General features: G+C 68.3%; 11 protein-coding genes. 2 read left to right on the forward strand and 9 right to left on the reverse strand.

The features are described from left to right. Positions 1-83 precede the first annotated feature (83 nt). The 4 genes from ugpC to ABZ738_RS20975 form a co-directional block, all read right to left on the reverse strand. Complete coding sequence (gene ugpC, locus ABZ738_RS20960; RefSeq protein ID WP_357215533.1) at positions 84-1,292, reverse strand: sn-glycerol-3-phosphate ABC transporter ATP-binding protein UgpC; 1,209 nt, start codon at positions 1,290-1,292, stop codon at positions 84-86. A gap of 10 nt (positions 1,293-1,302) precedes the next feature. Next, positions 1,303-2,133: a carbohydrate ABC transporter permease gene (locus tag ABZ738_RS20965; RefSeq protein WP_357215536.1), complete on the reverse strand. Its 831-nt coding sequence runs from the start codon at positions 2,131-2,133 to the stop codon at positions 1,303-1,305. A gap of 1 nt (position 2,134) precedes the next feature. Beyond that, positions 2,135-3,055 (reverse strand): sugar ABC transporter permease, encoded by a 921-nt coding sequence (locus ABZ738_RS20970; RefSeq protein WP_176095912.1) that lies wholly within the window; start codon positions 3,053-3,055, stop codon positions 2,135-2,137. A gap of 62 nt (positions 3,056-3,117) precedes the next feature. Then, positions 3,118-4,383, reverse strand: a complete 1,266-nt coding sequence (locus ABZ738_RS20975; protein ID WP_131054663.1) for an ABC transporter substrate-binding protein — start codon at positions 4,381-4,383, stop codon at positions 3,118-3,120. A gap of 302 nt (positions 4,384-4,685) precedes the next feature. On the opposite strand from ABZ738_RS20975, the gene ABZ738_RS20980 reads away from it, so the two are divergent. Further along, positions 4,686-5,264, forward strand: a complete 579-nt coding sequence (locus ABZ738_RS20980) for a DsbA family protein (RefSeq protein WP_131054664.1) — start codon at positions 4,686-4,688, stop codon at positions 5,262-5,264. 249 nt (positions 5,265-5,513) lie between these two features. Next, complete coding sequence (locus tag ABZ738_RS20985; protein WP_357215539.1) at positions 5,514-6,212, forward strand: VOC family protein; 699 nt, start codon at positions 5,514-5,516, stop codon at positions 6,210-6,212. 108 nt (positions 6,213-6,320) lie between these two features. Here the strand turns inward: ABZ738_RS20985 and ABZ738_RS20990 are convergent, their stop codons facing one another. The 5 genes from ABZ738_RS20990 to ABZ738_RS21010 all read right to left on the reverse strand — a co-directional run bounded on the left by ABZ738_RS20990 (position 6,321) and on the right by ABZ738_RS21010 (position 18,041). Further along, on the reverse strand, positions 6,321-7,046 hold the full coding sequence (locus ABZ738_RS20990; RefSeq protein ID WP_357215541.1) for an alpha/beta fold hydrolase: 726 nt from the start codon (positions 7,044-7,046) through the stop codon (positions 6,321-6,323). 105 nt (positions 7,047-7,151) lie between these two features. Continuing rightward, on the reverse strand, positions 7,152-7,883 hold the full coding sequence (locus ABZ738_RS20995) for an ABC transporter permease (protein ID WP_131051683.1): 732 nt from the start codon (positions 7,881-7,883) through the stop codon (positions 7,152-7,154). Continuing rightward, positions 7,870-8,823 carry an ABC transporter ATP-binding protein gene (locus ABZ738_RS21000; RefSeq protein ID WP_176094555.1) on the reverse strand — a complete coding sequence of 318 codons (954 nt, stop codon included), beginning with the start codon at positions 8,821-8,823 and terminating at the stop codon, positions 7,870-7,872. The genes ABZ738_RS20995 and ABZ738_RS21000 overlap by 14 nt, the downstream gene beginning before the upstream one ends. A 27-nt stretch (positions 8,824-8,850) precedes the next feature. Then, positions 8,851-14,772, reverse strand: a complete 5,922-nt coding sequence (locus ABZ738_RS21005) for a beta-ketoacyl synthase N-terminal-like domain-containing protein (RefSeq protein WP_357215546.1) — start codon at positions 14,770-14,772, stop codon at positions 8,851-8,853. Positions 14,773-14,774: 2 nt separating this feature from the next. Then, positions 14,775-18,041, reverse strand: coding sequence for an amino acid adenylation domain-containing protein (locus ABZ738_RS21010; protein WP_357215549.1), 3,267 nt, complete (start codon positions 18,039-18,041; stop codon positions 14,775-14,777). Between the last annotated feature and the right edge of the window lie 92 nt (positions 18,042-18,133).

Raw genomic sequence — 18,133 nt, forward strand, 5'->3', positions numbered from 1 at the left:
TCGTTGCTGCGGGCGCCGTGGGCAGACAGAATCGTGCCCCCGACGGGTCCGTCGGGGGCACGAGGTGTGTCAGGCGTACGCGGTCAGGCGTCCAGGGCGCCGGCCGCGCGGCCCTCGTGAAGGGTGAGGTTGCGGCCGTCGGACGGGTCGAACAGGTGGATCTTCTCCAGGTTGAACCAGACCCGCCGGTTCTCCCCCTCGGTCACCGTCGACTCGGCCGACAGGCGGGTGACCAGGTTCGATCCGCCACCGGCGAAGTCGGCGGCACCGGTGTCGGCGGCCAGCTCCTCCAGCTCGGCGGCGGTGGCCCGCTCCCCCTCGACGGTCAGATAGACGTACTTGTCCGAACCCATCGACTCGACGATGTCCACCGGTGCCTCGAACTCCATGCCCCGGCGTCGGGTCTCGTCGTCGATCAGTTCGGCGTCCTCGAAGTGTTCCGGCCTGATGCCGAGGATCAGGTCCCGGGAGGCGTCGGCGGCCTCCAGTTCGCGGCGGATCCGGTCGCCGATCGGCACGTCACCCAGGGCGGTACGCAGGGTGCCCTCTTCGATGGTGGCGGGCAGGAAGTTCATCGACGGGGAGCCGATGAACCCGGCCACGAAGAGGTTGTTCGGGTTCTCGTACAACTCCTGCGGCGGGCCGACCTGCTGGACCGCCCCACCTCGCATGATCACCACGCGGTCGCCGAGGGTCATCGCCTCGGTCTGGTCGTGGGTGACGTAGACGGTGGTGGTGCCGAGCTTCTTCTGCAGGCGGGACACCACGGTCCGCATCTGCACCCGCAGCTTGGCGTCCAGGTTGGACAGGGGTTCGTCCATCAGGAACGCCTTGGGCTGACGGACGATCGCCCGGCCCATCGCGACCCGCTGCCGCTGCCCGCCGGAGAGGTTGGCCGGACGCCGGTCCAGCAGCGACGTCAGTTCGAGGACCTTGGCCGCCTCGTCGACCTTGCGGTTGATCGTCTCCTTGTCCAGCTTGGCCAGCCGCAACGGGAACGCCATGTTCTCCCGCACGGTCATGTTCGGGTACAGCGCGTAGGACTGGAAGACCATCGCGATGTCCCGGTCCCGGGGGGCCTTGTCGTTGACCCGTTCGCCGCCGATGCGCAGGTCACCGGAGCTGATGTCCTCCAGCCCGGCGATCATGTTGAGGGTGGTGGACTTGCCGCAGCCGGAGGGACCGACCAGGATCACGAACTCGCCGTCGGCGATCTCCAGGTCGACGTCCCGTACCGCTGTGGTGCCGTCCGGGAATTTCTTGCTCACCTTGTCGAGCACGATGTCAGCCACGAGTAATCACCTATCCCTTGACGGCGCCGGAGGTCAGGCCGGAGACGATGCGGCGTTGGAAGAAGAGGACGAACAGGATGATCGGTACGGTGATCACCACGGCGGCCGCGCAGATCGCCCCGGTGGGGTCCTCGAACTGCGACTCGCCGGTGAAGAACGACAACGCCACCGGCACCGTGCGCGAGCGTTCGGTGGAGGTCAGCGAGATGGCGAACAGGAAGTCGTTCCAGCAGAAGATGAAGACCAGGATCGCCGTGGTGAAGACCCCGGGTGCGGCGAGTGGGGCGATGACGCGCCGGAACGCCTGGCCCTGGGTGGCGCCGTCCATCTTCGCGGCCTTCTCCAGATCCCAGGGGACCTGCTTGAAGAACGCGGACAGCGTGTAGATCGCCAGCGGCAGTGCGAAGGTGATGTACGGCAGGATCAACCCCGGCCAGGTGTCGAAGAGCCCCAACTGCCGTTCGATCTCGAACAGCGGCGAGACCAGCGACACCTGCGGGAACATCGCGATCAGCAGGGCGACGCCGACGAGCAGGCGCTTGCCGGGGAAGTCCAGCCGGGCGATCGCGTACGCGGCCATGGTGCCGAGCACGACCGCGATCGTGGTGGCGATCAGCGCGATGCCGATGGAGTTGATCAGCGCGCGGACGAACTGGTCGGTGGCGAAGATGTTGCGGTAGTTCTCCAGCGTCCACTCGCGCGGGATGAAGTTGCCGTCGGTGAGCGTGGCCGGCGTCTTGAACGACAACGACATGATCCACAGCACCGGGACCAGGGCGAACACGACCACGATCGTGTTCATCACGCCCCACTGGAGCTTGGCCTTGGTGGTGTCAGCCATCTCAGCGCCTCTCCCCGTCGTCACTGCCGGGGGCAGCGGTACCGAACAGCTTCACGAAGATGAACGCGATGATCGCCACGGCGATGAAGATCAGCACCGACATGGTCGAGCCGATGCCGAGGTTCAGGCCCCGGATCAGGTTGTTGTAGGCGATCATCGACACCGACGAGGTCTCGTTGGCCCCGTTGGTCAGCACATAGATGTTGTCGAAGACCCGGAACGCGTCGAGGGTGCGGAACAGCAGAGCGACCAGGATCGCCGGCTTCATCACCGGCAGCATCACCTTGGTGAACCGCTGCCACGCGGTGGCCCCGTCCGTGGAGGCCGCCTTGAGCAGGTCCTCCGGCACCAGCGCCAACCCTGCCATCAGCAGCAGCGCCATGAACGGCGTGGTCTTCCAGATCTCCGCCAGCATGATGATCGCCAGCGAACTGGCCCGTTCGGTCAACGGTGCGCCGTCGGAGAAGAGGTTGGCCAGGTAACCGGTGCCGGGGGTCCACGCGTACCGCCAGGAGAAGGCGGCGACGACCGTGACGATCCCGTACGGGATCAGGGCCGCCGTCCGCACGATGCCCCGGCCGACCAGCGTCCGGTGCATGACCAGCGCGAGCCCCATGCCGAGCACCAGCTCCACCGCGACGGTGACCACCGTGATCAGCATCGTCACGCCGAACGCGGTCCACCAGAAGTCGTTGGTCAGCACGGTGACGTAGTTGTCCAGGCCGACGAACTCCCGCTCGTCGGGGAAGCGCAGGTCGAAGCGCTGCAACGACAGCCACACCGAATAGAGGATCGGATAGCCGGTCACCGCGACCATGACCAGCGCGGCCGGCGCGCACAGCAGCCAGCCCAGTTTCCGTTCGGCCCGCTTGTTCTCGCTCAGCGGGGCCTTACCGGAACGACGGGACCGCTGCGCGGGCACCGATCGGGCCGCGTCGGTCGTCTCGTCGACCGTGTCGGTGCCGCTCGTCGTGGTTCGCTCGGTCACGGCAGAACCCCCCTCGACTCCAGCGCGTCCGCGATGGCGTCGCGCAGCTCGTCCGCGGTCGCGGGCGGGTCGATCGCCGACGGCGGCGACAGGATCGCCGACATCACCGTCGAGATGCTCTGGTACGCCGGAGTCAGCGGCCGGACCGCCGGGTCCTGCAACTGTTCGAGGATGGTTTCCTTCATCGGGTACGCCTCGTCCATCTCCGGGTCGTCGTACACGCTCTCGATGGTCGGCGGCACGCCGTCGTTGATCGCCGAGAACTTCTGGCTCTCCGCGTTACGCAGGCACTTGGCCGCCTCGAAGGACTCCGCCGGGTGCTTCGAGTGCGAACTGACCGCGAGGTTGATCCCGCCGATGGTGACCCGGCCCGGCGTGCCCTCGTCGATGCCGGGCACCCGCGCCCAGGCGACCTGCTCGGCCAACTGCGGGTTGGCCTCCTGCATCGCCGGATAGACGAACGGCCAGTTGATCTGGAAGGCGCCGTTACCGGCCTGGAAGTCCAGCCGTACCGGGTCCTCCATGGCGTTGCTGAACGACGACGAGGTCACCCCGGAGGTGGCGAAGTCGCGGAGCTGCTCCAGCGCCCGCACCGCACCCTCGTCCATCGCGGCCTCGGTGCCCTCGGCGTTGAGGATGTTGCCGCCGGCACTGGCGACCAGGGTGTTGTAGAGCACCACCAGGCCCTCGTACTGGGCACCCATGGTCAGCACCTGGTGCGGCTGGCCCTGCTCCTTGAGTCGCTGCGCCATCTGGATCATCTCGTTCCAGGTGGTCGGCGGCTCGGGCACCAGGTCCTTGCGGTACCAGAGCAGCTGGACGTTGGTGTTCTTCGGCGCGCCGTAGAGCTTGTCCTCGTGCCGCGCGGTCTCCAGCGGCCCCTCCAGGGTGCCGTCCTCCACCTCGGCCCGGTCCTGCCCGGTCCATTCCAGGACCCACTTCGCGCCGGCGAACTCCTGCGTCCAGGTGACGTCGAGACCGAGCACGTCCATGCCGTCGTCGTTGGCCGCGAGCCGGCGCACCATCTGCACCCGCTGCTCGTCGGCCTCGCGCGGCAGCACCCGGTAGTCGATCCGGTACCGGCCAGCGGCCTGCGTGTTGCATTGGTCGACCACCTGCTGGAAGTTCTGCTCCGGCGGGTAGTAGAGGTTGATCGTGGGCACCCCACCGTCGTCGCCGGAGGCGCACGCGGCCATCGGTGCCAGCAACGTCAGCGCGGCGGTCGCCGCCGCGACACGTGCCCGAGGTCGGCGTCTGCTCATACCGGCACTCCGCCGCGCTCCGGGCCGCCGCCCGGCACCACGACGCCGGGCCTGCTGTACGGCTGATCCATGACCCCTCCCTCGGTCTCGGCCAACAGCCGGGGAGAGGTCTCGTGCCCCGGCGCACGACGACACGGCCAGGGCTTCTGACCTGCCGGTTCGCCGCCCTGGCGCCTCGTGGCTGGAACACTGCCCGAGCCGGGAAGCCGCGAAACCCACCGCGTGACACGACTTAAACGTCACTTTGCGTGGTCCGGGTCACACCGGAGGCCGGCCCGAAGGGTGGGCGTTACTCTCGGGCGGTGGATGCCACCTTCTTCTTCGATCCCCTCTGCCCGTGGACCTGGCGCACGTCGCGCTGGCTGGTCGCCGCCGCCGAAGCCCGTGACCTGCGCATCGAGTGGCGGGCGTTCAGCCTGAGCATTCTCAGCGGGGGTCAGGCCCCACCGGAGTACGCCGAGGCGATGGCGGCGTCGAGCCGGGCGCTGCGGCTGGTGGAGGCGCTCCGCGCGGAGGGCCGCCACGAGGACGCCGGCCGGTTCTACACCGAGTTGGGCACCCGTACCCACGACGCCGGCAACCCGCCCAGCGACAAGCTGGTCGCGGAGGCCGTGACGGCGGCCGGTCTCGACGAGGCAGCCTCCGCGCTCGACGACGACCGCTGGGACGCGGAGGTGCACTCCTCACACGCGCTGGCGTTCGGCTCGGCCGGGCCGGACATCGGCTCGCCGGTGTTGATGATCCCCGGCGCCGACCGGGGTCTGCACGGCCCGATCCTCACCGAGGTACCCGACCTCGACGACACCCTGACCCTCTGGGACAACCTGCTCCCCCTGCTCCGCATGTCCGCCTTCCACGAGGTCAAGCGCGGCCGCCGCTAACCCCTCCCCCCTCCCACCCACCCCGCCCTGCCCTGCCCTGCCCTGCCCTGCCCTGCCCCGCCCCGCCCCGCCCCGCCGATCATGGACTTGTGGCACCCGGTACGCCCGGAAAAGCCCTTTTCTCGGCGACCACAACTCCATGATCGGCGAATCGGGGCCCGGGACGGCGAGCACGGCGGGGTCGGGACGGCGAGGACGGTGCGGCGGGGCGGGGTGCGGGCGGGCGGGGTTGGGGGCAGGATCGGCGGCATGCTCGCGCGCTTCAAGGATCTCTGTCTCGACGCCACTGACGCGAACGCTCTCGGCGGGTTCTGGGCCGGGGTGCTCGGCGGAAGCCTGGTCGACACCGGGGACGGCGACGGGAGGGTCGATCCGCCGGCTGGGCGCTCCTCGGCCGAGTCGATCTGGATCAACCGGGTGCCCGAGCCACGAAGCGTCAAGACCCGCGTACACCTTGATCTGTGGTTGGCCGAGCCGCAGCCGACGGCGCTGCTGGCGGCCGGGGCGCGGATCGTCCGCGAGCCCGACTCGGAGATCGACTGGTGGGTGCTGGCCGACCCGGAGGGCAACGAGTTCTGTGCCGTCCCGCCCGGTGAGGATGTCGTTCCCGGGCCGTTCGAGCTGGTGGTCGACTCCGCCGACGCGGCCGCGCAGGCCGCCTGGTGGTCCGGCGTCGTCGGCGGCGAGGTACACCCCAGCGACGAGGGGTACGCGAAGATCGTCGGTGCCGGCGGGTTCCCGTGGGACTTCTGGATCTTCGACACCGTGCCGGAAGGCAAGTCGGTCAAGAACCGGCTGCACTGGGATGTCGATCTCGTCGATCCCGAGCCGTCCGCGCTGATCGCCGCCGGGGCGAGCCTGCTGCGGGAACCGGACGACACGGTGAGCTGGTGGGTGCTGGCCGATCCGGAGGGCAACGAGTTCTGCGCGTTCGCACCGCCTGCGTGATGCCGGCCGACCGGCGAGGTCGGGAGGCGTGGGGCGGTCGATGGGGTGTGCGCTGCCGTATGGGGCGGCCGGCCGACGCGTGGGTACGGCCGGGCGCCCCGGCTCCTGTCAGCTGACCGAGGCCCTCTTCCGCTGCCACATCAGCTGGATCTTCGACTCCATGAACGCGGCGACCTCCGGCCTTCGCTCCTCGACGAAGAAGTGCCCGCCGTCGAACTCGGTGGTCTCCACGGGGAACTCGGTGTACCGCTGCCACTGGTCGGTGACGACCCGGTCGTCACGGCCCTTCATCACCACGATCGGGCACTGCAACTGCGCGAAGGCCAGGTCCTGGTAGCCGCCGAGCAGTCTCAGGTCGCCCCCGATGATCGGCGCGAAGAAGTTCATGAAGTCCGGGTCGGCGAGGTTCTCCTCGCTGAGCCCGCCGTACTCGCGCAACACCCGCCTGATGCCCTCCTGGGTGTCCAGGTCGGACACCGAGGTGAAGCCCCGGTCGCACGGCGCGGCCGACCCGGAGGTGAAGAACATCAACGGCGGGTCGTCCAGGCGTTGCTGGCACAGCTTGGCCACCTCGTAGCCGATGATGCTGCCCATGCTGTGTCCCCAGATGGCGTACGTCCCGCGGAAGGAGTCGACCAGCTCGGTGAAGATGTCCCGGGCGAGCAGGGGCAACGACGCCGGCATCGGGGTGTTGGCCCGTTGTTCCCGCAGCGGGTACTGGACGACCCGGAAGTCGATCCCGTCGCTGAGCGCGAACTTCCACTTGCTGTAGTACAACGTTCCCGAACCCGCGTGCGGGAAGCACACGAGCGGGAGTTTTTCCACGATGCTCACTGGCACTCTCTCTGTCTAGCTGTCGAGCGGTTCACCCGGATCGCCACGGAGCAACGACACGGCCACGTCCGTGACACCGCGTGGCCGTGTCGCCGACCGACTCGGTCAGGCCCTTTCCAGGAACCTCGCGGCGCCGAAGAACCCGACGACCGTCCACACGCCGAGGATGATGTAACTGATCGGCCGTGCCTCGAACGTCGTGTGGGCCAGCGACGCCCGCATCACCTCCGCCATGTGGTAGATCGGCAGCACCTCGTGCACCGCCTGGACCCAGCCGGGCAGCCGTTCGATCGGGAAGTTGATCGGCGAGAACATCAGCGAGGTGAACGCGATCAGCTGCGACAGGGCCATGGCGGGCTCGGCCGGGATGACGAACGAGTATCCGTAGCCGATGGCGAAGCAGGACAGCACCATGAGCACGAAGGACGGGATGATGTTCCACGAGATCGCGTAACCGGGCGCGAAGATCAGGTGCGCGACGAAGACCGAGATGGCGATGGCCGGGATGGTGACCATGGCCCAGATCCCGACATCGGCGATCAGGAACAGCTTGCGGCTGACCGGCAGCGCCTTGACGAAGTCGATGTAGCCGGTCATCTTCGCGCCCGCGTTCTGCATCGGCACGGTGACCAGAGCCGTCATGATCAGCACGATGGTCGGTGCGCCGGTCGCGAGGTAGAGCATGCCGCTGCCGTCCGGCGACGACATCAGGTAGGAGAAGCCGATCGCCACGCCGAGGGCGATCACGGTCATGATGATCGAGAAGACGACCAGGTAGCTGCCCTGCTTCCGGGCCTGGAGTTCGATCACGTACTTGAGTTTGCTACCGGTGGACACCTGCGACCGCTCCCTTGTTGCCGACGAGTTCGATGTACATGTCTTCGAGGGTGATCTCCGTGAGGGAGTACTCCGCCAGCAGGCCGCCGTCACGCTGCTCGGCGGCCCACTTCAGGGCCTCGGCAGCGAGTTCGCGCTCGAAGGTGAGGGTCAGTTCCGCGGCCGAGACCTTCAGGCTCTCGCTCCACGCGGGCCGTACGAAGCGGTCCTTGGGCACGAGGGCGACCGCTTCCAGCTTCATCCGGTTGCCGGCCGTCTCGCCCTTGATCCGGCGGACGTTGCCCTGCGTGAGCACCTTGCCCTCGTCGAGGATCGCCATGGTGTCGACAGCGCTCTCGGCCTCCCGGATGCTGTGCGTCACCACCACGACGGCCGTGCCGTCGTTGGTCAGGTCGCGGATCGCGCTCCAGAGGAACCGCCGCCGGACCGGGTCGACGTCGTTGGTCGGCTCGTCCAGGATCACCGCGCGACCCGGCGCGACGGCGGCCATGCAGAACCCGGTGAGGCGCAGGACCCCGCCGGAGAGCTTGGTGCCCTGCACGTCCGCCCACTGCATGATGTCGAGCTTCTCGAACAGCTCGGTCGTGCGGCGGTCCACCTCGGCGGCGCTGATCCCCCGGAGCTGACCCATGACCCGGGTGACCGAACGCGGCGTCAGCTCACCGAGCGGGGTCTTGGACTGGGGCTGCACCGAGCACAGGTAGCGCCCCAGGTTCCGGTTCTTCGTGATGTCCTTGCCGTCGATCACGATCGAGCCCGAGTCGGGCTTCAACAGGCCGAGCAGCTGGTTCACGATCGTCGTCTTGCCCGCGCCGTTGTGGCCGAACAGGCCGAACACCTCGCCCTCGTCGACGCGCAGGCTCACGTCGTCGTTGGCGACCGTTCGACGACCCCTTGATTTGTACGTCTTCGTAACGTGGTCCAGTTCGATTACAGCCATTATCACCCTCCTTCGACAATCAACACTTCACCCAGCGGAAATGCCGCTGGTCAGATACTCGACTTCGTCATCCAGCACACGGACCAGGTCACGCGGGTCGTCGACCCACTTGCTCAGGACAAGCAGATCCAGGCGCCCGTTGCCCACCTTCGAGACACAGTAGCAGTCCGCATAGTCCAATTTGGCCTGATCGTCCGTCAGTTGCGCCAGGGTCATGTCCCAGATCGCGTCGTATTCATCCTCGACATTTCCGACAAAGTTCAACAAGCAGGTCGGTCGGAGCGTCTTACCCATCACGGACAGCACTTTCCGATGCTTGAAAATCGACCGGACGTTCTGCACGAGGTTCAGAAAGCTCACGTTGTTCTTGTTCATCATCCGAACCTTGTCGGTGATGATCCCGTCGAGGTCCTGCATCGTGTCGCGCTCCGCCGGCACCAGCACGGGGAGGCTGCCGAGGACCATGCCCATCACCTCGGAGTAGTCCTTGTCCTCGAAGACACGCGACTGGAGCAGCATGATCAACGCCACCTTGTCGATGCCGAGCAGGCGGCTGACGAGTCGGGCGTAGAGGTGCACGACCACATAGAACAGGTCCGGCTCGGTGCCGTCGGCGGCCCGCAGCCGGTCCAGGTCGACCGAGTAACGGACGTCCCGGATCTGGCTGTCCGCGTACCGGGCCGATCTGTCCTGGATGGTCTTCGCGTACCGGACGTACTCCACCAGGTCGAACTTCTCGATCAGCTCGTCCGAGGTGATGTCGACCGGACCCTTGGCGATCTGGTCCTGCAGGTGCCGGTAGCTCTTGGCGATCGGCATCGCCCGACTCGTGCCGGCGGCCAGCTCCTCGTAGCGCTTGAGCAGGTCACCCCGGAACAACTGGCCGGACGCCGCATCGAAGATCGAGTGGTCGAACTGGAAGAGCAGGTCGTGCGAGCTGTCGTTGTACGTGATCAGGACGACCTGGTACATCGGCTTGTCGACGACCTTGAAGTCCATGCTCCACTCGCGCTTGACGAGCTCCGCCCGCAACTCCTCCTGCTCGTGCGGCTCCAGGCCGGACATGTCCAGGCGGGGCAGCGCGATGGCCTCGGGGGCCTCGAACTCCTTCCACCGGAACCGCCCGAACGACCGGGTCAGGAAGCTGCGCATGAGCCCGTGCCGCCCGATCACGTCGCACAGCGCCTGCTGGAGCACGTCGAGGTCGATGAGCTCACGGAACTGGATCAGGTAGAGCTGGAGGCGGGACTCGGTGGCGAAGTGCTGCTTCTGCATCGCGCTGATCGGGTACGTCCACTTCACCGGCCGGGCGCCGATGGAGCTGCGCAGCTCCTCCTGCCGACGGTCGATCTCCTCGAAGACCGCGGCGTAGCCGCCCGGGTACGACGGCAGGCCCGCACGCGCCTTCAACGCCTCGAAGTCCAGGCCCGTGTCGAGTTCCTCCGGGCCACCCCGCACCACGTAGTGCGGCAGGAATTCGGGCGGCACCCGCAGCTCGTTGAACTCCCGGACCAGCCGAGTCTTCAGCGCGTCGTCCAGACCCGCCACGCCGAGCACGACCAGCGTGTCCTCGTCACGACCCGACTTCACCTCACGGAAGGCACACGGTGCGCCGAGGCGCTGTTCCAGGAGCGCGGCGAGGCCGTCGAAGGACATGTCCTCCGCTCCGCCGCCCTTCGCCGTCCGCTCGAGGAACGCGGCGAGGCCGGCGACCGTCGGGTGGTTGTAGACCTCCTTGGCGAGGATCTTGTAGCCGTTGCGGTCCAGGGCGTTGGTGAACTGCACCAGCTTCACCGAGTCCAGGCCGATGTCGAAGATGTCCGCGCGGTCGCTGATCTCGCTGAAGCCGAGCAGCGTCCGGATCTCGCGCTCGATCATCGCCGCGATCGCCTGCCGCGCGTCGGCCCGCCCGGGCTCCACCTCGGCATCGACCAGCTTGGCCGCCGCCTGCGCCCGCAGGAGGTCCACACCGTGGTAGGCCGTGCGGATACCGGCCTCGCGCATCCTGGGCAACAGGTCCAGGATCGAGCGGTCGGCCGCACACAGCTCGGCGAACGAGTAGAGCCGGGTGACGCCCACCTCGGCGGCGTCGCGCTCGTTGTCCGCGAACCAGGTGGTGACCTCCCGGTCCCACCCGTCCCGGTCCAGACCCGGGCGGGACAGGACGTGGCACGGGATCCGCCGGTCCCGGGCCACCTCGGTCAGCAGGTCGAGCAGCCGACGCTGGTCGAGACCGTCGGTGACGCCGTCGCGGCGGGGCGTGTCCCAGAGGACGACCTCGTCCACGGCGGGCAGCGCCCGCAACCCGGTCGAGAGCCTGCCGGCCAGCTCCTCCCCGGTGGTCCCGGTGACCACGGGCAGCACCGTGATCCGCTCGTCCACCACGCCGACCCGGGTCTCCGCCGGGTCCGCGCCTAGGTCGAACGGCAGGACCTCGACGGTCCGGGCGGGATTCACCCCGGCCAGGTCGCGCACCACGTCCTCGACGTCACCGCGGCGCGTGAGGACCACCGTCCTGGTCGGCCGCCCGGCCGCCGCGTCGGCACCGTCCAGCGGGACCATCCGGGGCACGAGTCGCCGATCCCGCTCGTAGCGGACCGCGACGTCGTCGGGCCGGTGCGCCTCCAACTCCGTCTGGAGATGCTCGCGCCACGCGGCGCGTCCGGCCCGGTCGTCGAGGGGCGCGTCGCACCGCACGGCCCGGACCCGGAACGTCGGATGTTCGTGGTTGACACCGATGAGCAGTGGCACGAGGTCACCGCGCGTGCCCAGGAAGCCGGCGGTGTCCAGCACCACGACGTCCTTCACGCAGCGCTCCCGCATCTCGGGGATGGCCGCGCAGAGGCCGCGCAGCGTCGTCACCAGGGACGCGTACTCCGTGCGGTCCACCACGACCGTGTCACCGGCCAGGGCGTGCCGTTCCAGGTCGTCGAGCAGTCGCGTGAGGTCGTCGTCGTGGCCGGGGCGGATCACCGCGCCGGACTGCCGGTCGAACCGGTACTGCGCGCCGAACGAGACGTAGAGCGTCCGCCAGTGCGCGACCTCGTCCAGTACGCGCCTGATCCCACGGCGGTCGTCGGTGAGGACGATCAGGACCTTCGGCTGCTCTTTCCCGGTCGAGGACGGACGCACGGATCGTGACCAGGCAAGCTGTGCGGCCGGTGCCGGCCCGGTCGCGGTGACGGCGCCGGTGACGGCCCGCCGGGTGGACTTGACGGTCGCGACGCGCAGGCCGCCGTCGGTCTCGCCCTCGACCAGCCGCTGAAACTGCTCTATGTCGACCGGATACTCGACCTTCTCGAACGGGTACAACGGCAGCGTCACCTTACGCGGCGAGCGACCACTGTGGAACGTCGTCCAGTCCAGTGAGACTCCGTTCTCCCAGAGCTTCCTGACCGCACGGGCCAGGTGCTCCTCGTCCCCGATCTCCTCCATCCGGTGACGCAGCATGTTCACCGTGGTGACCTCGGTGTCCCGGGCGATGGCGCGCACGAAGGAGGACAGCGCCTTGCCGGGTCCGACCTCGACGAACAGGGTGCCGCCCCGCTCCAGGATCGCCTCCACGCCGGCAGCGAACCGGACCGTCTCCCGGGCGTGCGAACAGTAGTACTCACGGTCGGTCGCCTGCGTCGCCGTGATCCACGTTCCGGTCACGTTCGACAGGTACGCGATCTTCGGCTGGTGCAGGGTCACCTGCTCCAGCACCTCACGGAACCGGACGAGCATGGAGTCCATGTACTGCGAGTGGTAGGCGTGGTCGGCCTCGATGTGCGAGAACCTGATCTCCCGCTCCGCGCACTGCCGTTCGACCTCGGCGATCGCCGCCGGGGTGCCGGAGACGGTGCAGTCCTCCGGGCCGTTCACCGCGGCGATGGCCAACTCGTCGGTCAGCATGCCCCGGACCACGTCCTCGGACGCCCGCACCGAGGTCAACGCGCCCTCGACCGTCGTGTCCATCAGGCTGCCCCGGGCGTGGACCAGACGGATGCCGTCCTCCAGCGAGAACACGCCCGCCACGTACGCCGCCGCCAGCTCACCGGTGCTGTGCCCGATCATCCCCTTCGGCTTGAGGCCCCACCCGATCAGCGTCCGGGCCATCGACGCCTCCAGCATGAACAACAGGATCTGGGTGGTCCCGATGTTGTTCAGCTGCTTCTCCGCCGCCGGGGAGTCGCCGAAGAAGACCTCGCGGGGCAGATCGTTGCCCTGGTCCGCGCTGATCGTGAAGCACTCGTCCAGGTGCGTCCGGAAGTCGGGTTCGGTCTCGTAGAGGCCACGGGCCATCCGCAGGTGCTGCGCGCCGAGACCGCTGAAGAGGAAGTAGACGTCGCGACGCGCGTTCTTGTGGACCTGCGCGGGTGGTTCCTCGGTGTCCAGGGACTCCTGGATCCGCTCGCGCAGCTCCTCGACGTTCCCGAACTCCACGGCGTACCGGAAGGCCAGGCGGCGCTGGCGGTTCTGGAGGGTCCAGGCCAGGTCCGAGCCGTCGATATCCGGGTACGCGGCCAGGTGGTCGACGAAGTTCCGCTTGATCCGCCCGATGGCCTGCGCGGACGTCGCCGAGACGACGAACGTGTTGTACGCCCGCCCCTTGCCCGAGACCGGCCTCGCCCCGGGTGCCTCCTCCAGCACCACGTGCGCGTTGGTGCCGCCGATACCGAACGAGCTCACGCCCGCGCGCAAGGGCAGCACCTCGTCGGTCTTCGACCGCTTCGGCAGCAGCTCCTGCTTCTCCGCGACGACGTAGAACGGGCTGCCGTCGAGGTCGACGTTCGGATTCAGCTCCTGGAAGTGCAGGCTGCGCGGCACGGTCCGGTGTTGCAGGATCTTGCACGTCTTGATCAGGGAGGCGACACCGGCGCCCGTGTCGAGGTGGCCGATGCTCGCCTTGAGCGAGCCGAGCCCGGTCGTGCCCGGCGCACCCGTGCCGAACGCCTTGCGCAGCGCCTCGACCTCGATCGGGTCGCCGAGCGAGGTGCCGGTGCCGTGCGTCTCGATGTAGGACACCTCGGCGGGGCGGACGTTGGCGACACGATAGGCCTTGCGGATGACCTCGGCCTGTCCCTCGATGCTCGGCGCGGTGTAGCCGACCTTGCGGCTGCCGTCGTTGTTGACCGCCGAGCCCTTGATCACCGCGTAGACGTGGTCGCCGTCGCGGAGGGCGTTCTCCAGGCGCTTGAGCACCACGACACCGACGCCGTTGCCCTCGACGGTGCCGGCCGCGTCCCGGTCGAACGGCCGGCAGTGGCCGTCCGGCGAGTGGATCATGTTCTCCTGGTAGCGATACCCGTTCTTGTGCGGCAGCGTCAGCCCGCTCCCACCCGCGAGCGCGATCTGACACGACCCGGTCCACAGGTTGCGGCACGCCATGTCGATGGCGACCAACGAGGTCGAGCACGCCGTGTGCAGCGTGAACGCCGGTCCCTTCAGGTCCAGGGCGTAGGCGATCCGGGTGGCGGCGAAATCCTTGTCGTTGAGCTGCATGCCGGTGAACGTCATCCCGGATTCCAGGATGTGGCTGGTCAGGGTGTGCGTCTCCCAGGGGAGGTTGTTGGTGGCACCGAGGAACAGCCCGATGGCCTCGGGCCGACCCTCCGCCGAGTAGCCCGCGTCCTCCAGGGCGTGGAAGACCTCCTCGTGCAGGGCACGGACCTGGGGGTCGAGCAGGGTGGCGTCGGCCGGGGCGTAGTTGAAGAACTCCGCGTCGAAGTACTCGATGTTCGGGAACACACCCTTGGCCCGGACGTACTTCTCGTCGGCGAGCGCTGCCCTGGCCACGCCCACCCCGACGAGCTCGTCATCGGTGAAGCGGGAGATGGCATCGACGCCCTCGACCAGGTTCGCCCAGAACCGGTCGATGTCCTCGGCCTGCGGGAACCGGCCGGCCATGCCGACGACGGCGATCTCCAGGCCGGTGTCACGACGCGTGACGGCCTTGCTCTGCGGCATGGTCAGCGCTCCTCTTCAAGCTCGGCGGCGAGTTCCTCGGCGAACTCGTCCGCGATCTCGCGCAGCAGCGCGCTGGCAGCGAAAGCGTGCTCCTCGTCCTGCTCGGCGAAGGCGTCCTCGGCGTCGGCGTCGTCGGTGGGGGTGGCCGGTTCGTCGGCGCTGTCCGCGCCGTCGAGATAGGCGGCGAGGGAGGCGATGGAGGTGTGCTGGAAGAGCTGCACCAGGGGTACGTTCCGGTCCAGCGCCTTGCGCAGCCGGTTGTTGATGGTCAACAGGTTGAGCGAGTTGATCCCGAGATCGAAGAAGTTGCGGTTCACGTCGATCGTCTCGACCGGGACGAGGTCCGAGATGATCTCGAAGAGGATCCGCGTCACGTCGGAGACCGGTCCGAGGTCCGGTGCCTCGGGGCGGGACTCCGGCTCGGGGCGGATCTGCGCCAGCCGGGTACGGTCGACCTTGCCGTTCTTGGTCAACGGAATCCGGTCGAGCTGCACCAGCCCGGCGGGGATCATGTACGGGGCGGCCTGCTGCGCCATGCCCTGCCGCACCACCTCCGGTGCGATCCGCGCACCGGCGACGTAGTAGCCGCGCAGGCTCTTCTCGCCGTCCACCTCGACGCAGATCACGGCGGCGTCCTCGACATGCTCGACGGACCGGAGCAGGCTCTCGACCTCGCCCAACTCGACCCGGAAGCCGCTGATCTTGACCTGGTCGTCCGCTCGTCCGAGATAGTCCAGCGACCCATCGGGCAACTCCCGCACGAGGTCACCGGTGCGATAGAGACGCCGGCCGGACAACGCCGGCACCGTGACGAAGGCGACCCGGTCGAGGTCCGGCCGGTTGTGGTAACCGGTCGACACGCCGTCACCTCCCACGCACAGCTCGCCGATCGCGCCGGGCGGCAGCGGGTTGAGGCCGCGGTCCAGGACGTGGGCAGAGGAGTGCGCCAGCGCACGGCCGATGGGGATCCGCTCGCGGCGGAGATCCTCGTCGCGGACCTGGTACGTCGTGGAGAACGTCGTGTTCTCGGTGGGACCGTAGCCGTTGGTGATCCGCAGGCCCGGGCAGACGCCGCGGACCTTCGCGAGGTGCTGGACCGACAACGCGCTGCCGCCGACGACGAGGTGCCCCAGCCGGTCGAAGATCGCCGGGTCGTAGTCGCACAGCTGGTTGAAGAGCGGCGCGGTGAGCCACATGGCGGTCACCTCGTTGCGCTTGATCGCCTCGCGCATCAGGTCACCGTCGAGCACGTCCAGCTCGTCGGCGAGTACGAGGGTCGCGCCGAACAGCATCGTCCCCCAGATCTCGAAGGTGCTGGCGTCGAAGGCGGGCGATCCGGTGAACATCAGGACCTGACGGTCGTCGAAGTCGAAGAACTCCTGGTCCGCGAAGAGACGCATGATGTTGCGGTGCGTGATCTTGCAGCCCTTGGGGTTGCCGGTGGAGCCCGACGTGTACATCAGGTACGCGGTGGCGCCGTTCAGGTCGCGCCGACCGGGAAACGGGGGCACCTCCCCGGCCGGCTCCTCGACGAGCAGCGCTCGGGCCCCCGCCGGCACCCGGTCGGCGAACTCCGCCACCGTGCACAGGTCGCGTACGCCCGCGTCGGCGACGACGTACTCGATCCTGGGCTTGGCGTCCTTGGTGTCGATCGGGACGTAGAAGTTCCCGTTCTTCAACAGGCCGAGGATCGCCACGATCAGTTCCGGACGGCGGTCCGCGAGCACGCCGACCCCCGCGCCCGGCGCCACACCACGGCTCCTCAGCTCCCAGGCCACGGCATCGGACCAGCGGTCCACCTCCGCGTAGCTGAGCTCCCTGCCCCGCCACACCAGCGCGGTCCTCCCGGCGTGGGTCGCGGCACGCTCGGCGAACACGTCCACCACCGACGAGTCCAACATGCGCGAACGAGGACTCCCCAGCGCCGGGGCATCCACCGCACCGCTCTCCCACAGGGCGATGTCCGCGACCCGCGCCCGCGGGTTGCGCACCGCCGCGGTGAAGACGTTCAGCAGACAGCGCTCCAGCGACCGGATCAACTCCGGCGCGTAGGCGTTCTCGTTGTAGACGAACGTGATCGCGAAGTCGGCGCCGGGGTTGACCACGATGTGCAGGTCGTAGCTCGTCCGCTCGAAAACCTCCACCCCGTCGAACGCGAGCCCCTCGCCGCTGTCGCCGGCGAAGTCACGCAACTGCTCCGACAGCGGGTAGTTCTCGAAGGCCACGACGTGGTTGAGAAGCCGGTTCCGCAGCGGGGTGAGGCCCTGGATCTCGTGCAACGCGTAGTGCTCGAAGGCGCTCGCCCGCAGGTACGACTGCTGGACGTCCCGGCACAGGCCGGTGAAGTGCTGGTCCTGCGTGGTCGTCACCCGGACCGGCTGCGTGTTGCAGAACAACCCCACCGCGTCACCGACGCCGGCCATCTCGATGCCGCGCCCGGACACCACGCTGCCGAAGACGACGTCGTCGGCGTAGGTGAACTTCTGCAGCACGACACCCCAGGCCGCCTGGAAGACGGCGCTCTGGGTCACCCCGGCCTTCTGTCCGAAGAGTTTCAGCTCGTCGTGCAGCTCGGCGGGGAGCGTGAACCGGTGGGTCACGCCACGGTAGCCGCCGGGACGGGGGCTCGCCGGCAGGACCGCCTCGTTCTCGTAGCCCTCCAGCGCCTCCGCCCAGTACCGTCGGGCGTCCTCGTCGTGCTGCCGCTCGTACCAGGCGACGTAGTCGCGGTACGGCATCGCCTCGAGCTGCGGCTGGTACGCGCCGGAGCGGGTCAGTTCCTCGTAGTAGCCCATCAGCGTCCCGAACAGCGGGCTGAGCGACCAGCCGTCCAGGATGATGTGGTGGAACGTGAACACGAGACGCCAGCGGCGGTCGCCCAGCCGGATCAGGGTCGCCCGCAGCAGGACGTCCGCGCTGAGGTCGAAACCCTTCGCGCGGTCGGCGACCTTGAACTCCTCGACGTCCCGGTCCTGGTCGCCCCGGTCCCGGTAGTCGAGGACGTCGAGCTGCGGCGCCCACTCCTTCAACACGATCTGGTACGGCTGGTCGGTGTTGCGGTACGAGAAGATCGTCCGCAGGACGCTGTAGGTGCGTGACACACCCGCCAGCGCCGTCCGCAGGTGCGCGACGTCGACCTCGCCTGAGATCACGAAGTCGAACTGCTCCACATAGGCGTCCGAGCCGGTGTCCACGGCGTGGCTGAAGAGCATGCCCTTCTGCATCGCGGCCAGGCCGGAGATGGACTCGATGTTGTCTTTGTCAACCATGAACCAGGCTCTCTACTTGACACTGACGCGGTGCTCAGGTCGTGGTGTCCGGCGGCCGGCGCCCGGACGCGCGATCGTCGTGGTGCCCACCG

It is taken from the genome of Micromonospora sp. NPDC047793 (genome assembly GCF_040642635.1).
GTDB lineage: Bacteria > Actinomycetota > Actinomycetes > Mycobacteriales > Micromonosporaceae > Micromonospora.

What these genes read in the sequence shown, in the direction of transcription:
- ABZ738_RS21000 (WP_176094555.1), bottom strand. Translation starts at nt 8,823, where the DNA reads ATGGCTGTAATCGAACTGGACCACGTTACGAAGACGTACAAATCAAGG.
- ABZ738_RS20975 (WP_131054663.1), bottom strand. Translation starts at nt 4,383, where the DNA reads ATGAGCAGACGCCGACCTCGGGCACGTGTCGCGGCGGCGACCGCCGCG.
- ABZ738_RS20985 (WP_357215539.1), top strand. Translation starts at nt 5,514, where the DNA reads ATGCTCGCGCGCTTCAAGGATCTCTGTCTCGACGCCACTGACGCGAAC.
- ABZ738_RS20965 (WP_357215536.1), bottom strand. Translation starts at nt 2,133, where the DNA reads ATGGCTGACACCACCAAGGCCAAGCTCCAGTGGGGCGTGATGAACACG.
- ABZ738_RS21010 (WP_357215549.1), bottom strand. Translation starts at nt 18,041, where the DNA reads ATGGTTGACAAAGACAACATCGAGTCCATCTCCGGCCTGGCCGCGATG.
- ABZ738_RS21005 (WP_357215546.1), bottom strand. Translation starts at nt 14,772, where the DNA reads ATGCCGCAGAGCAAGGCCGTCACGCGTCGTGACACCGGCCTGGAGATC.